Source organism: Streptomyces virginiae (assembly GCF_041432505.1).
GTDB lineage: Bacteria > Actinomycetota > Actinomycetes > Streptomycetales > Streptomycetaceae > Streptomyces > Streptomyces virginiae_A.
In genome coordinates, this window is record NZ_CP107871.1 from 8,591,087 (window position 1) to 8,606,205 (window position 15,119).

General features: G+C 71.7%; 12 protein-coding genes and 1 pseudogene. 10 read left to right on the plus strand and 3 right to left on the minus strand.

Annotated elements, in window-relative coordinates; all coding sequences use genetic code 11:
- Nucleotides 1-89 precede the first annotated feature (89 nt).
- Nucleotides 90-1,469 (minus strand): MFS transporter, encoded by a 1,380-nt coding sequence (locus OG624_RS39640; RefSeq protein WP_371640918.1) that lies wholly within the window; start codon nucleotides 1,467-1,469, stop codon nucleotides 90-92.
- Nucleotides 1,470-1,795: 326 nt separating this feature from the next.
- Between OG624_RS39640 and OG624_RS39645 the strand changes: the two genes are divergently transcribed.
- Both OG624_RS39645 and OG624_RS39650 read left to right on the plus strand, forming a co-directional pair.
- Nucleotides 1,796-3,139, plus strand: coding sequence for a phytase (locus OG624_RS39645; protein ID WP_371640614.1), 1,344 nt, complete (start codon nucleotides 1,796-1,798; stop codon nucleotides 3,137-3,139).
- 84 nt (nucleotides 3,140-3,223) lie between these two features.
- On the plus strand, nucleotides 3,224-4,051 hold the full coding sequence (locus OG624_RS39650; RefSeq protein ID WP_326750111.1) for a PaaX family transcriptional regulator: 828 nt from the start codon (nucleotides 3,224-3,226) through the stop codon (nucleotides 4,049-4,051).
- 15 nt (nucleotides 4,052-4,066) lie between these two features.
- Here the strand turns inward: OG624_RS39650 and OG624_RS39655 are convergent, their stop codons facing one another.
- On the minus strand, nucleotides 4,067-5,713 hold the full coding sequence (locus tag OG624_RS39655; protein WP_371640615.1) for a carboxylesterase/lipase family protein: 1,647 nt from the start codon (nucleotides 5,711-5,713) through the stop codon (nucleotides 4,067-4,069).
- A 229-nt stretch (nucleotides 5,714-5,942) separates the two neighbouring features.
- On the opposite strand from OG624_RS39655, the gene OG624_RS39660 reads away from it, so the two are divergent.
- The 8 genes and pseudogenes from OG624_RS39660 to OG624_RS39695 all read left to right on the plus strand — a co-directional run bounded on the left by OG624_RS39660 (nucleotide 5,943) and on the right by OG624_RS39695 (nucleotide 12,547).
- Entirely contained in the window at nucleotides 5,943-7,118 is a 1,176-nt protein-coding gene (locus OG624_RS39660; protein WP_371640616.1) for an ABC transporter substrate-binding protein, read from the plus strand.
- Between the two features lies 1 nt (nucleotide 7,119).
- Complete coding sequence (locus OG624_RS39665) at nucleotides 7,120-7,998, plus strand: branched-chain amino acid ABC transporter permease (protein ID WP_237545877.1); 879 nt, start codon at nucleotides 7,120-7,122, stop codon at nucleotides 7,996-7,998.
- Entirely contained in the window at nucleotides 7,995-8,957 is a 963-nt protein-coding gene (locus OG624_RS39670; protein WP_371594420.1) for a branched-chain amino acid ABC transporter permease, read from the plus strand. The genes OG624_RS39665 and OG624_RS39670 overlap by 4 nt, the downstream gene beginning before the upstream one ends.
- 56 nt (nucleotides 8,958-9,013) lie before the next feature.
- Nucleotides 9,014-9,715, plus strand: a pseudogene (locus tag OG624_RS39675) (ABC transporter ATP-binding protein); the annotation flags it as partial.
- Nucleotides 9,712-10,422 (plus strand): ABC transporter ATP-binding protein, encoded by a 711-nt coding sequence (locus OG624_RS39680; protein ID WP_033216780.1) that lies wholly within the window; start codon nucleotides 9,712-9,714, stop codon nucleotides 10,420-10,422. The pseudogene OG624_RS39675 and the gene OG624_RS39680, both read left to right, overlap by 4 nt.
- 113 nt (nucleotides 10,423-10,535) lie before the next feature.
- The gene (locus OG624_RS39685; RefSeq protein ID WP_033216781.1) at nucleotides 10,536-10,961 is read left to right on the plus strand and encodes a secondary thiamine-phosphate synthase enzyme YjbQ; all 426 of its coding nucleotides are present in this window, start codon (nucleotides 10,536-10,538) and stop codon (nucleotides 10,959-10,961) included.
- A gap of 126 nt (nucleotides 10,962-11,087) precedes the next feature.
- Nucleotides 11,088-11,477, plus strand: coding sequence for a hypothetical protein (locus tag OG624_RS39690; RefSeq protein ID WP_371640618.1), 390 nt, complete (start codon nucleotides 11,088-11,090; stop codon nucleotides 11,475-11,477).
- Nucleotides 11,478-11,584: 107 nt separating this feature from the next.
- Nucleotides 11,585-12,547, plus strand: coding sequence for an alpha/beta fold hydrolase (locus OG624_RS39695; RefSeq protein WP_266447486.1), 963 nt, complete (start codon nucleotides 11,585-11,587; stop codon nucleotides 12,545-12,547).
- Nucleotides 12,548-12,599: 52 nt separating this feature from the next.
- Here the strand turns inward: OG624_RS39695 and katG are convergent, their stop codons facing one another.
- On the minus strand, nucleotides 12,600-14,831 hold the full coding sequence (katG, locus tag OG624_RS39700; protein WP_266447483.1) for a catalase/peroxidase HPI: 2,232 nt from the start codon (nucleotides 14,829-14,831) through the stop codon (nucleotides 12,600-12,602).
- Between the last annotated feature and the right edge of the window lie 288 nt (nucleotides 14,832-15,119).

Here is a 15,119-nt window from a genome sequence, read left to right on the forward strand (position 1 = left end):
CCGCCGGACCGCGCCAGGGGCCACCGCGCCACGGGCCCCGAGCCACGGGCACCCCGAGCCACGGGCCACCGGGCCCCGGGGTCGGACGATCAGCGTGCCGCCTCGGCGGGAGCCGCGGCCGGCCGTTCCCGCGCGGCCTCGCCGTCGGCCTCGGCCTCGGCGCGGCTCAGGGCGGCGTTGTGGGTGTCCGGCATGAGCACGTACGTCACGAGGGAGATCAGCGCGCATCCGGAGACGTACCAGAAGAACATGGTCTCGTGCCCACTGTTCTTGAACCACAGCGCCACGTACTCCGCCGTGCCGCCGAAGAGCGCGTTGGCGATCGCGTACGGCAGCGCCACGCCCAGGGCGCGCACCCGGGTCGGGAAGAGCTCGGCCTTCACCGCCGCGTTGATGGACGTGTAGCCGGTCACGATGACCAGGGCCAGCAGGGACAGCCCGAGCGCGGACCAGTACGAGGACGCCGATCCGAGGGCGGTCATGATCGGGTAGGTGCCGACGGTGCAGCCCACCGCGAAGGTGATCAGCAGCGGCCGGCGGCCGATCCGGTCGGACAGCATGCCGGCGAAGGGCTGCAGCACGGCGAAGAGGGCCAATGCGGTGAAGCTGACGAGTGTGGCGGTGGTCTTCTCCATGCCCGCGCTGCCGACCAGGTATTTGGTGAGGTAGGTGGTGTAGGTGTAGTAGGCCACGGTGCCGCCGAGGGTGAGCGCCATGACCAGCCCCGCCTGCCGCCGGTAGTGCCACAGGGCCTTCAGCGTGCCGCGCGTGCTGTCGTCGTGGGCGTCCTCGCCCTCCGCCGCCGCCGTTTCCTCCTTGAAGGCGTCGGTCTCCTGCAGCCGGCGCCGCAGCCAGAAGACGACCACCGCGAACAACGCCCCGACGAGGAACGGGATCCGCCAGCCCCAGCTCTCCAACTGCGCGGTCGTCAGGGTGTGCTGAAGAGTGATCAGGATGCCCAGTCCGAGCAGCTGGCCGCAGGTCATCGACACGTACTGGAAGGACGAGCCCAGCCCGCGCCGGTTGCGGGCCGAGGCCTCGGTCAGGTAGGTGGCGCTGGCCGCGTACTCGCCGCCGATGCTCATCCCCTGGAGCAGTCGTGCGAGCAGGAGCACCAGGGCGCCGAAGTATCCGGCCTGTCCGTAGGTCGGGGCGACGGCGATCAGCAGGGCGGCCACCGACATCATGGTGACGGTCAGGGTGAGCGCGCTCTTGCGCCCGTGCCGGTCGGCGGCGCGGCCCAGGATCCACCCGCCGACGGGACGCATCAGGAAGCCGACGGCGAAGATCCCGGCCGTGTTCATCAGCTGGGTGGTCGGGTTCTCACCGGGGAAGAAGGAATCGGCGAAGTAGATCGCGAAGCTGGCGTAGACGAACCAGTCGTACCACTCGACGAGATTGCCGAGGGAGCCGCCGACCAGGGCCAGACGGCGCTTCCTGCGCTCGTCCCCGGGCGGCGACGCGGGCATGACGGCGGACGAGGACATGGCGGCTCCAGAGGGAAGTCCCTGATGAGGGACGGTGGAACTGCCCCGGCGATGGGGGAGTGCCCAGAGCATGCGGCGACCGTCGGACCCGGACAAGGCCCGCCACGCAGATCTAACGTTCCGCTAAGAAAGCTCCGTGGAAGGCTCCGGGGCCGCCGGATTTCACCATTCGGTCATGCGCACGTCATGCCTGCTCCATGGGTGTCACCCGAACGTGGCCCACGGTGGGGGCGGCCCGTCGCGGGACGCCGGAGGACCCCGGCACACCACCCGGCCGGCCGCACCCCGTACACCCCACAGGAGGCAAGATGCGCGTGATCCCGAGCAGGCGTACCCCGGTCGTGGCCGCGGCGGCCATGGTGGCCCTGGGGGCGATCGCCGGACCGGCGCACGCCCACGCGGACCACGGCGGCACGACACCGCCGCTGCCGCGGGTGACCGCCTCCGTCGAGACGCCCTCCCTCTTCGACGACGAGGCCGGCGGCAACGCGAACGCCGACGACCCGGCGATCTGGCGCAATGCCGCGAACCCCGACGCCAGCCTGGTCATCGCCACCGCCAAGGAGGGCGGCCTGCGCGTCTACGACCTGGACGGACGCCAGGTGCAGTCCCTGCCCGCGCCCGCGCCGCCGAGGGAGGGCGACAAGCCCGGACGTTTCAACAACGTCGACCTGATCACCGGACTCCGCTTCCCGGACGGCCGGCACGACGTGGCCGTCGTCTCCGACCGTGGCCGCGACCAGCTGCGCGTCTACCGCATCGACCCGAAGCGGCCCACCGCCCCACTGGTCGACGTCACCGACGAGACGGCCGCCCCGCTGGTCTTCTCCACCTCTCAGGACGAGGTCGACGACCAGCGGACCGCCTACGGCCTGGCCGCCTACACCGACCGCCGCAGCGGCCGCTCGTACGCGGTCACCAGCCGGCGCCACGCCACCGACCTCGCGCTGGCCGAACTGCTGCCGAACGCCCGGGGCAAGGTCGGCTACCGCACCGTCCGCACCACCTCGCTGCCCGCCTCCTTCACCCTGCCGAACGGCACGACCTGGACGCCCTGCAGCGAACCGGGCGAGCGACCCCAGGTCGAGGGCATGGTCGTCGACCCCGACACCGGTGACCTGTACGCCGGGCAGGAGGACGTCGGCATCTGGAAGCTCGACGCCGACCTGCGGTCCCCCGCCCGCCTCATCGAGAAGGTGCGCTCGTTCGGCGTGCCCGGCACCTGGAACCCCCGGACGGAGGAGTGCGACGCGGGCGCCGACCCCGGCTTCGGCGGCCGGCACGTCTCCGCCGACGTCGAGGGCCTGACCATCTGGCGCGACCCGAAGCAGCCCGGCCGCCGCGGCTACCTGCTCGCCTCCAGCCAGGGTGACGACACCTTCGCCGTCTTCGACCGCGAGCACGGCAACGCCTACGTCAGCGGCTTCCGCATCGGCGACGGTGCGAAGCCCGGCTCGCCGGACGGTTCGCAGGAGTGCGACGGAGCCGCCGTCACGACCGCCCCGCTCGGCAAGAGGTTCCCGAACGGCCTGCTGGTCGTCCAGGACGGCCACAACACCCCGGCGACCACCGGAGCCGACGGCGAGGCTCGTACCGACACCGACTTCAAGTTCGTCGACCTCGGGCTCCTGAAGCGGGCCACCGGTCTCTGAGCCCGCCACCGGGGACCGTGACCTGGGCGGCGGCCCGTTCGCCCAGGTCGATAGGATCGCCACCGCATCCGACGGAAGGCGATCATGGCGGACAGTCCCCTCAGGCCCAGCTCGTTGATCAACACGGTCTACGGGGCGTTCCTGCGACGCCTCGGCGGCTGGATCTCGGTCGCCGACCTGATCACCCTGATGTCCGAACTGGACGTGGACGGCCCGGCGGCGCGCTCGGCGATCTCCCGGCTCAAGAAGAAGGGCGTCCTCGAACCGGAACGCCGCGGCGCCACCGGCTACCGGCTCAGCCCGGGTGCGCAGCCCGTCTTCGACGAGGGCGACCGGCGCATCTTCGGCAGCCTGGAACCGGCGAAGCTGAGCGACGGCTGGGCCATGGCCGTCTTCTCCGTACCGGAGTCCGAGCGCTCCTACCGCTACCAGCTGCGCACCCGGCTGACCTGGCTGGGCTTCGGGAACATCGCCCCGGGCGTGTGGCTCGCGCCCGGCCGCCTCCTCCCGGACGCCCGCGACATGCTCGTCCGGCTCGGACTCAGCGCGTACGTGCACCTGTTCGCCGCCGAGTACGCGGCCTTCAGCGACCTGCCCGGAACGGTCAGCTCCTGGTGGGACTTCCCGGCGATCGAGGAGCAGTACGCGGGCTTCACCGAGGCCTACGGCCCCGTCGCCGCGAGCCTGGCCGAACAGCCCGCCATCGACGGCGCCGAGGCCTTCCGCCACTACGTCCCGATGCTCACCCAGTGGCGCCGCCTGCCCTACCTCGACCCCGGACTGCCTGCCGAGCTGCTTCCCGCGGACTGGAACGCGGTCGCCGCGCGGCAGATCTTCCAGCAGCTGAACGAGGTGCTCGCCCCGCCCGGCCTGCGCCACGTGCGGGAGGTCACGGGACTGGCCGAGGCCTGACGTCGCGCAAGCTCCCTAGGAGCCGGCCCGGTTCGCCGTCGGACGGCGCAGCCGCCGCCAGTACCCGGCGAGGTCGTCGACGGCGGCGGTGACCGAGTCCAGGCGCATCGTGGTCCGGGAACCGCGTTCGTAGCGCGGCCAGTCGGGCATCGCGCCGTGGTTGGGGTCGCCGGTGCGGACGAAGGAGATCCAGGACGCGTGCACGGCGTCGGCGAGCCCGTCACGGATCCGGGGGTTCAGCCCCGCCAGGAAGGGCGCCTGCCCCCACGCGGCGAAGTTGTGGAACACGAACGGCAGCTCCAGGCAGTGCGCCGCCCCCAGCCGGCCGCTGTAGGCGGGCGTCGGGAGGTCGAACTGGTAGGCCCGGACCGGCCGACCACGGGCCGCCCGCTGCTCGGCCAGGTCGATGCCGGGCATGCGGAACAGATCGTCGCCGATCAGGTCCATGAGTACGTCGACGGGCCGGGCGCCCGGCCGGGCCTCCGCGTACGCCGCGTAGGCCTCCGCCGCCCGGGCCCCGAAGGTGTCCCGCGCCCGGGCGAGCACCTGCTCCTCGGTGGCGGCGGCGTACGGCTCGCTCAGCGCGAAGGCGAAGGCGGCCTCCTCCCTGGTCCACCCGATCAGCAGGTCGATGTCCGCCCCGGGGCCGCTGAGCAACAGATCGGCCGGGTCGCGGGTCAGCGTCACCCCGTCGAGCACCGGCAGGAACGGGGTGGACCAGTACCCCCAGCGTCCGGTCCGCCGGAACATCTCGACGGTGGCGGCGACCAGCTGGGGCCAGGGGAGCGCCCGTAGTTCCGCCACGTTCCCCACCCCCAGAATGTCGAGGTAGGTGGCACTGCGCCGCAGCGACTCCGCGCGGTCGGGGATCCGCAGGCCGAGCGGAGGGCTCTGCAGGATGGCGCGCCGGAACAGCGGGCGGCCGGTGGGGCGGGCCCCGGCGAGGGCCGCGACCGACAGCGCCCCGCCGGACTGTCCGGCGAGGGTGATCCGGTCCGGGTCGCCGCCGAACGCGGCGATGTTGTCCCGTACCCAGCGCAGCGCGGCGAGCTGGTCGGTGAACCAGAAGTTCCCGTCGGCGCCCTCCTCGCCGAAGTAGAGGTAACCCAACGGCCCGAGGCGGTAGTTGAGGGTCACCACGACCATGTCACCGTCCCGGGCGAAGGTCTCGCCGGAGTACTGGGGCAAGGAGCCCGAGCCCGAGACGAAACCGCCGCCGTGGATCCAGACCAGCACCGGCCGCCCGGCGTCGTCGGCCCCGGGCGTCCATACGTTGAGCGTGAGACAGTCCTCGCTGAACGGGGGAGCGCCGTGGGTGCCCAGCACCGGGTCGCCGCCCTCCCGGTAGAGCTGCGGGGCGCTCGGCCCGAAGGCGGTCGCGTCGCGCGTTCCCGCCCAGCCGGGATGCGGCTGGGCGGGGCGCCAGCGCAGGGGGCCGACCGGGGGCGCCGCGTAGGGCACGCCCTTGAACACGGTGAGCCCGCCCTCGACGGCCCCGCGCAAGCGGCCCGAGGGCAGCTCGACGGCGGGTGAGGAACCGCCCGCGGAAGGCGCGGCGTGCGCCGTGCCGGCCGGTCCACCGGGGATGCCGGCGAGCAACGCTGCGCCTGTCAGCACCCCGGTGTTCCTGAGGATTCCGCGCCGTGATGGATCGTCGGTCATGGTGCTTCACTCCCTGACGGATCGTGGCTTCGCCCACCGAAGTGGTATGGCGTCAAATTGACGAGGGCTAGTGCTACGGCATACGGGACGGGTGGGTCAAGGGACTCGGCGACTCTCCGGCAGTTATCTCGCGAAACCTTGACGAGCGTCGCATTCACGCGATAGACACGTGTCACCTCAGGAGCAACATCCGGTCCGACAGGGCCGGTTGACAACGTACGGAGTCTCCATGGCAGGTCGGTTTCGCCCCCTGGCTCTGATCACCGTCACCACCGGCCTCTTGCTGGCCACGGGATGCGGCGGCGCGAGCCTCGGCACGGGTGACGACAACAACCGGAGCGGGCCCGTGAAGATCGGGCTCCTCGTCCCACGGTCCGGGACCTACAAGGCACTCGGCGACGAGATGAAGCAGGGCTTCGAGCTCTACGTCCGAGAGTACGGCGGCAGGCTCGGCGGCCGCGAGGTGCAGATCGTGGTCGCGGACGAGGGCGAGACGGCGGACTCGGGGAAGGCGGCGGCGGAGAAGCTCGTCAAACAGGACCGGGTCCTGGCGGTCGGCGGAGTGGTCAGCTCGGCCACCGTCAACGGCGTCAAGGACCTGTTCGAGAGCAGCAAGATCCCGCTCGTCGGCTCGAACGCCTCGCCCACGACCCTGACCGGCACCAAGTACATCTGGCGCACCTCGTACGTCAACGACGAACCGGGCAAGGCGCTCGGCGCACACGTCGCCGAGCGGGCCGGGGGCCCCGTCTTCCTCATCGCCGCGGGCTACCAGGCGGGCAAGGACGAGATCGAAGGCTTCAAGTCCACCTTCCTGCCCGCCGGTGGCACGATCGCCGGGGAGGAGGTCTACACACCCTTCCCGGGCACCAAGAACTTCCAGCCCTACCTCTCCCGCATCCAGAACTCCGGTGCGAGGGCGGTCTTCTGCTTCTACGCCGGCGGCGCGGCCGTCGACTTCGTGAAGCAGTACCGCGACTTCGGACTGGCCGGAAAGATCCCGCTCTACGCACCCGGCTTCCTCACCGAGGGCGGCGTGCTGGGGGGCCAGGGGGACGCGGCCGAGGGCATCCGCACGGCCCTCAACTACAGCGCCGACCTGGACAACCCCGCCAACCGGCGGTTCGCACCCGCCTACCGGGCCGCCCACGGCACGGACCCGACCACCTACGCGATGGCCTCATGGGACGCGGCGCAGGTGCTCGACAAGGCGATCGGGGCGGCCGGCGGCACCGTCACCTCGGAGACGGTGAACGCCGCCCTCGCCACGGTCGGGGACATCGACAGCCCGCGCGGCACCTGGCGGTTCAACAGCGGCGGCACACCGATCCAGCCCTGGTACCTGCGAGAGGTGAGGCAGGGCGCCAACACCGTCGCCGGCGACCTCGGCAGACTGGGCGGCTGACATGGCCGGATGGCTGGACGGCCACCTCGTCGGCGTCGTCGACGGGATCGCCTTCGGACTGCTGCTGTTCACCATCGCCGTCGGCCTCTCCCTGGTCTTCGGCATGATGGACGTCCTCAACCTGGCGCACGGCACGCTCTACCTCGCCGGGGCCTACACCGCCTACGCGCTCTCCGACGGAACCCTCCCGGGCCTGCTCCTCGCCCTCGCGGCCGGCGCACTGGTGGGCGCCCTCGGGGGAGCGGTCCTGACCCTGCTCACCCAGCCGCTCGCCCGGCGCGGGCACCTGGACCAGGCCGTGCTCACCCTGGGCATCACCTTCATCGTGGCCGACCTCTTCGCGGCGGCCTTCGGCGGGGAGGTACTGCCCACCGACCCGCCGACCCCGCTGCGCGGGACGGTGGACCTGCTCGGCCACACCTATCCGACGTACCGGCTCGTGTTCATCGCCGTCGCGGCCTGCCTCGCGGTCCTCGTCCACCTCCTCTTCGAGCGCAGCTCGCTCGGAGCGCTCGTCCGGGCCACCGTCGCCGACCGGGACATGGTCCGCGCCCAAGGCGTCGACATCCGCAAGGTCCTCTACGGGGTCTTCGCGCTCGGCGCCGCCCTGGCCACGGTCGGCGGCGTCCTGGGCGCGCCGATCCTGGGCCCCGGGCCGGGCGTCGACGAGAGCGTCCTCGTCCTCTCGCTCGTCGTCGTGGTCGTCGGCGGCCTCGGATCCGTGCGCGGCGCCCTCGCCGGGGCCCTGCTCGTCGGCCAGGTCCAGACCCTCGGGGTGGCGCTGCTCCCGCAGTACGCGCCCTTCCTCCTCTTCGGCACCATGCTGCTCGTGCTCGTGGTCCGCCCGCACGGCCTGGTCCCCTCGGCGGTGCGCACATGAGCACACCCGGCACACCCCGGGTGGTGGGGGCCCTCGTACTCCTCGGGCTCGCCCTGGCCCCCTTCCTGCTCGGCTCGTACGCCGTCGCCACCCTGTCGCGGATCCTGGTGTTCGCCCTGCTCGCGCTGAGCGTGAACCTCCTCACCGGATGGACCGGGCTGCCGACCCTCGGCCAGTCCGCGTACTTCGGCGTCGGCGCGTACACCGCGGCCATCGTCGCGAAGAACCTCACGGACGTCGGCCCGCTCCAACTCCTGATCGCGGCGGCCGTCTCCGCGCTGGTGGCCGTGCCCACCGGGTGGCTCGCCGTCCGGGCCCGCGGCGTGGTGTTCCTCATGCTGACGCTGGCCATCGGCGAGATCGTCCACAGCGCCGCCGTCAACTGGAAGCCGGTGACGGGCGGCACCGACGGGCTGTCGGGGATCCCGCCCGTCGTACCACTGCCCGGCCTGCCCGCCCTGGAACTCGACGGGCTGGTCCACTTCTACGTACTGGCCGTCTTCCTGCTGCTCCTCGCGGCCGTCACCCGCCTGGGCGCGACCCCCTTCGGCCTCGCCCTGCGCGGGATCCGCGACAACGAACCCCGCATGAAGGCGATCGGCCACCCCACCCGGCGGTACGCCCTGACCGTCTACTGCGGCGCCGCGGCGCTGGCCGGCGCCGCCGGGTCGCTGTGGGTCTCGGTGCAGCGGTTCGTCTCGCCCGGCGACGCCGGGTTCGAGATCGCCGCCCTCGCCCTGCTGGCCGTCGTCATCGGCGGCGCGGGCTCGATCCGGGGAACCTGCGCCGCCGCCGCGCTCATCTGGCTGACCCGCGACCACCTCGGAAACCTCGAAGCCGTCGCCGGACGTGGTCCGTTGCTGCTCGGGCTGCTCTTCGTCGTCGCCGTGTACACCCTGCCCCGCGGACTGGCCGGCATACGGCTCCCGCGCCGGCCGAACCGGAAGAGGACGGCGTGAACCCTCTCGACCTACTGGAACTCCGCTCGGTGTCACGGCGCTTCGGGTCCTTCACCGCCGTCGACGAGGTGTCCCTCACCGTACGCCCCGGCGCGCGACACGCGATCATCGGCCCCAACGGCGCCGGAAAGTCCACGCTGTTCGGCCTCATCTCCGGAACCCTGCCCGTCAGCGGCGGAACCATCCTCCTGGACGGGCAGGACGTGACCCGGCTGCCCGTACACCGCCGGGTCGGACTCGGCACGGCCGCGACCTTCCAGCACTCCAGCCTCTTCCTGCGGGAGACCGTGCTGGAGAACGTCCTGCTCGCCGCACTGCTACGGACCGGGAGGGGGCTCGGCGGATGGCGCAAGGTCAGCGCCCGGGCCACGGAGATCGACCGGGCGCGTTCGCTGCTGGACCGCGTCGGCCTGCCCGACCGGCACGACCTGATGGTGGGCACCCTCTCGCACGGCGAACGGCGGCAACTGGAGGTCGCCGTCGCACTGGCCACCGAACCCCGCCTGCTGCTCCTGGACGAACCAGCGGCCGGCATGTCACCGGCGGAGACCGAGCGGCTCACGGAACTGATCGCCGCCCTGCCCGCGGAGGTGACCGTACTCCTCGTCGAACACGACCTCGACATGGTCTTCGAACTCGCCGACACCGTCACCGTCCTGCACCTCGGCCGACACCTCACCACCGGCACCCCGGACCACGTGCGGGCCTCCGCCGAGGTCCAGCGGGCCTACCTGGGCACCACGGAGGTCGCCTCGTGAAACCGTTCCTCCATGTGCGCGGACTGCGCTCCGGCTACGCCGGGGGCGTGGTCCTCAGCGGTGTCGACCTCGACGTGGAGAAGGGCGGGATCGTCGCCGTCCTCGGACGCAACGGGGTCGGGAAGACCACCCTCATCTCGACCGTCATGGGGTTCGTCCGGCCCTACGAGGGCAGCGTCACCCTCGACGGCCGGGAGATCGCCGGGGCCCGTGTCGACGTCATCGCCCGGGCCGGAGTGGGCGTCGTACCCCAGGGACGCCGCGTGTTCGCCCCGCTCACCGTGGCGGAGCACCTCGCGATCGCCGCACGGCGCCGGCCCGCACGGGGGCCGTGGACCCGGGCGCGGATCCTCGAACTGCTGCCAAGACTGGGGGAGCGGCTCGGGCACCGCGGCGACGAGCTCTCCGGAGGGGAACAGCAGATGCTCGCGATCGCCCGGGCCCTGCTGGGCAATCCGCGCCTGCTGCTCCTGGACGAGCCCTCCGACGGCCTGGCGCCCGCGATCGTGTCCCAGGTGGGGGAGGTGGTCCGGGAGGTGAGCGCCGAGGGCACGACGGTCGTCCTGGTGGAGCAGAACCTCGGCCTCGCCCTCTCCGTGGCCGAGCACGTCGCCGTCATGCGCAAGGGGAGCATCGTCCACCGTGCGACCCGCGCCGAGTTCGCGTCCGCCCCCGAGGACCGCCGCCGCCTCCTGGGCGTCGACTGACCCGCATCGGGGTGGCCAATGACCGCCACCCCGATCCGGTGGCGGTCATGTCGAAGGGCCGACACCGGCCGAGGTTGTGGGTCTGTGGGGTGGTCGGGCGCAAGGATGCGGTCATGGCCGACATCTTTGTTTCACGCACCATCGACGTGACGACCGGGAACCGGGAGACCGTCCATGACCTGACCGATGCCTGCGCTTCGTTCCTCGGGGAGGTGGCGCGGGGCCGGAGCGGACTGCTCAACATCTTCACGCCGCACGCGACCGCCGGGCTCGCCGTCATCGAGACGGGCGCCGGCAGCGACGACGACCTCCTCAAGGCCCTGGCGTCCCTGCTGCCGGCCGACGACCGCTGGCGGCACCGCCATGGTTCTCCCGGCCACGGCCGGGACCACGTACTGCCCGCGATCGTTCCACCCCACGCGACACTGCCCGTGATCGACGGGCTCCTGGAGCTCGGAACCTGGCAGTCCGTCACCCTCGTGGACACCAACCGGGACAACCCCCGACGTCAGGTCCGCCTGTCGTTCCTCGGCTGCTGAGCCACTCTCCGGGTCACAGGGGTGAACACGTATCAATCATGACAGGTCAGAGGCCGTTTTCGTAGGACCAAGGGCACAGCGAATCGCCCTTGTTCGGACGGGTGTGCGGCTTTCAGAATCACCGTCATGACTTACTCAGCGCATGCCGGTCACGACGCGATACTCCGAGCCCGAGTTGCCCTCCTGGGATCACAGACCCTGCCCGCCCGTGAGGAGGTCGCCGCCTACCGCGTGCTCGTCCAGGTGAACGCACGGGCGTATCTGCCGCTGCTGGCCGAGGCGTTGTACGAGTACAGCCGCCAGGACTTCGCCCATCTGCCCGACATCGCCCTGGCCCTGCGGGCCGAGGCGCTCGCGGCCGCGCGCCGGATGTACGCCATGGAGCCGGCCAGGGACCTGCTGCTCGTCAAGGCCCTGCGCCGCTACCAGGAGCAGCTCCTGCTCATGGACCGTCAGGAGGAAATCGCCGCGGTGGAGCGCGAGATGGCCGAGGTGGGCGCCGGCGCCGGCGGGTAGCGAACCGGCCGCCGAGGGGCCGCGACTCCCGGTCCGGCAATGCCGGGCCCGCGGCCCCTCGTGCCGGATGATCGGGGAGGGGCGCCGACGAGGGACCCGGAGAGCCGATGCGACACCGAATTCCCCTGCTGCCCGTCCTCCTGACGGCGGCGCTCCTGGCCGCCGTTCCCGGGTGCGACGGTCCCTCGGCCCCCCGCGGCGCACCGCCCGCGCCCTCCTCCGTACCGGCGACCGGCGACTTCTCCGGCCAGGTCGACGTGGGCGGCGGCCGGAAGATCTATCTGAGCTGCGAGGGCAGCGGCAGCCCCACCGTGATCCTGGAGTCCGGTCTGCACGACTCCTCCGACACCTGGACCCTCACCGACACCCGCCCGCCCGTACCGAAAGCCCCGGCGGTGTTCCCCGGCGTCGCGGCGTTCACCCGGGTCTGCCGCTACGACCGGCCCGGCACCGTCCGGTACGTCGAACCGCCCACGCTTACCACCCGCAGCACGCCGGTCGACGGCATCCGCAGCCTCACCGCGATGGCCGACGACCTCGACGCGTTGCTGACATCCGCCCGCCTGCCGGGCCCCTACGTGCTGGTCGGTCACTCCTTCGGCGGGATGATCACCCGGCTCTACGCCCAACGGCACCCCCGCGAGACGGCGGGGCTGGTCTTCGTCGACGCCTTCGGTACGGACATCCGCGCCCTCTTCGGCACCCGCTGGGCCGCGTACCGCACGCTGCTCGACAGGCCCGGAACGCCCTTCGACGCGCGTCCCGACTTCGAAAGGGTGGACATCGACGGCGCGATCGACGCCGTCACCGCCGCGCCGCGGCTGCCGGCGGTCCCCATGGCCGTACTGAGCAAGACGGAACCGTTCGCCGTGCCGCCCGGAACCTCGAAGGACCTTCTGGACACCCTGGAGCGGGCCTGGCCCCAGGTGCAGCGGAAGTTGGTCGAGCTGGGGAACCAGACCCCGCAGTTCCTGGCCACCGGGAGCGACCACTACGTACAGGTGCACGATCCCGACCTGACGATCGGCGCGGTCCGGCTCGTCGTGGGTCGCGTCCACGCCGAGCCGTAGGTGTGGTGCGGGAGGTCCGGGCCGGCCGGTCGGGCCGGCCCGGACCTCATGATCAGGCGAGGTCGAACCGGTCCAGGTTCATCACCTTGTCCCACGCCGCGACGAAGTCCTTCACGAACTTCTCCTTGGCGTCGTCGCTCGCGTAGACCTCCGCGAGCGCGCGCAGCTCCGAGTTCGACCCGAAGACGAGGTCGGCACGGGTGCCCGTCCACCTCACGCGGCCGGTGGAGGCGTCGCGGCCCTCGAACGCGTTGGCGTCCTCGGACGTCGCCGACCACGTCGTACCCAGGTCGAGCAGGTTGACGAAGAAGTCGTTGGTGAGGGACCCGGGGGTCGCGGTGAAGACACCGTGCGGGGTCTGCTGGTGGTTCGCGCCCAGTACGCGCAGGCCACCGACCAGGACCGTCATCTCGGGGGCACTGAGGGTCAGCAGGTTCGCCCGGTCGAGCAGCAGGTACTCGGCCGGCAACCGGTTGCCCTTCCCGAGATAGTTGCGGAACCCGTCGGCGACCGGCTCCAGCGCGGCGAAGGCCTCCACGTCCGTCTGCTCCTGCGTCGCGTCCGCGCGGCCCGGGGTGAAGGGGACCTGGACGGCGAACCCGCCGTCCTCGGCGGCCTGTTCGACGGCGGCCGCACCGGCCAGCACGATCAGGTCCGCGAGCGAGATCCGCTTGCCGCCGCTCTGGGCGGAGTTGAAGGACTCCTGGATCCCGGTCAGGGTACGCAGCACCGCGGCCAGCTGGTCCGGGTCGTTGACCTCCCACCCGCTCTGCGGCTGGAGGCTGATCCGGCCGCCGTTGGCGCCGCCGCGCTTGTCGCTGCCGCGGAAGGACGAGGCCGAGGCCCACGCGACGGAGACGAGCTGGGACACCGTCAGGTCCGAGGCGAGGACCTGCCGCTTGAGCGCGGCGACATCGGCGGCGTCGACGAGCTCGTGGGTCACCGCGGGGAGCGGGTCCTGCCACAGCAGCGTCTCGGTCGGGACCTCCGGGCCGAGGTAGCGCACGATCGGGCCCATGTCGCGGTGGGTCAGCTTGAACCAGGCGCGGGCGAACGCGTCGGCGAACTCGGCGGGGTTCGCGAGGAAGCGCCGGGAGATCTGCTCGTAGGCCGGGTCGAACCGCAGCGAGAGGTCCGTCGTCAGCATCGTCGGGGCGTGCGTCCTGGACGGGTCGTGGGCGTCGGGCACGGTACCCGCGCCGGCGCCGTCCTTCGGCCGCCACTGGTGGGCGCCGGCGGGGCTCTTGAACAGCTCCCACTCGTAGCCGAACAGGATCTCGAAGAAGGTGTTGTCCCAGGTGATCGGGGTGTTGGTCCAGATCCCCTCCAGACCACTGGTGATCGCGTCGCCACCCTTGCCGGTGCCGAAGGAGCTGCTCCAGCCCAGTCCCTGCGCCTCCATCGGGGCGGCCTCGGGGTCGGCGCCGACACTCTCGGCCGGGCCCGCGCCGTGGGTCTTGCCGAAGGTGTGGCCGCCCGCGATCAGGGCCACCGTCTCCTCGTCGTTCATCGCCATCCGGCGGAACGTCTCGCGGATGTCGCGCGCCGCGGCGATCGGGTCGGGGTTGCCGTTCGGGCCCTCGGGGTTGACGTAGATGAGGCCCATCTGGACCGCGCCGAGCGGGTTCTCCAGCTCGCGGTCGCCGGTGTAGCGCTCGTCGTCGAGCCAGGTGGTCTCGGGACCCCAGTAGACGTCCTCGTCGGGCTCCCACACGTCGGGGCGGCCGCCGCCGAAGCCGAAGGTCTCGAAGCCCATCGACTCCAGGGCCACGTTGCCGGTGAGGATCATGAGGTCGGCCCACGACAGGCTCTGACCGTACTTCTGCTTGACCGGCCACAGCAGACGGCGGGCCTTGTCGAGGTTGCCGTTGTCCGGCCAGCTGTTGAGGGGGGCGAAACGCTGCTGGCCGGCGCCGGCGCCGCCGCGGCCGTCGCTGATCCGGTAGGTGCCCGCGCTGTGCCAGGCCATACGGATCATGAACGGGCCGTAGTGGCCGAAGTCGGCGGGCCACCAGTCCTGGGAGGTGGTCAGCACGTCGGCGATGTCCCGCTTGACCGCGGGAAGATCGAGGGTCTTGAACGCAGCGGCGTAGTCGAACTCCTCGCCGAGCGGGTTCGCGACGGCGGGGTTCTTGGCGAGGATCTTCAGGTTGAGCCGTTCAGGCCACCACTGGCGGTTTCCGCCGCCTTGGGTCGGGTGCGGGGCTCGTCCATGGGCCACCGGACAGCCCTCCCCACCCTCCGACTTGGCGTCCGTGACGATTGCATCATGGTTCTCAGACATGGGAATCCTTCCGTACCAGGCGGATCACGGTGTTCAGGAACTGAATGCGACTGATTGCGACTGGATGCGATGGAACAGCCGGGGCGCACGGCCCCACGTGCAGGGGCTCGGCCTCGTCGATCGCCACGACGCCGAGGGGTCACCGTCCCGGACGGTTGCGAGAAGGGGGACTCCGGCGGTCGGTGCGCGCGTGCCGGTACCGGGCAGCTCCTCGGCGGTGATCCGTCACGTCTTCGTCACCTGCCGCTCTGGCCTCTTCCTGTCTCTTGGCTATCTACGAAACCGATC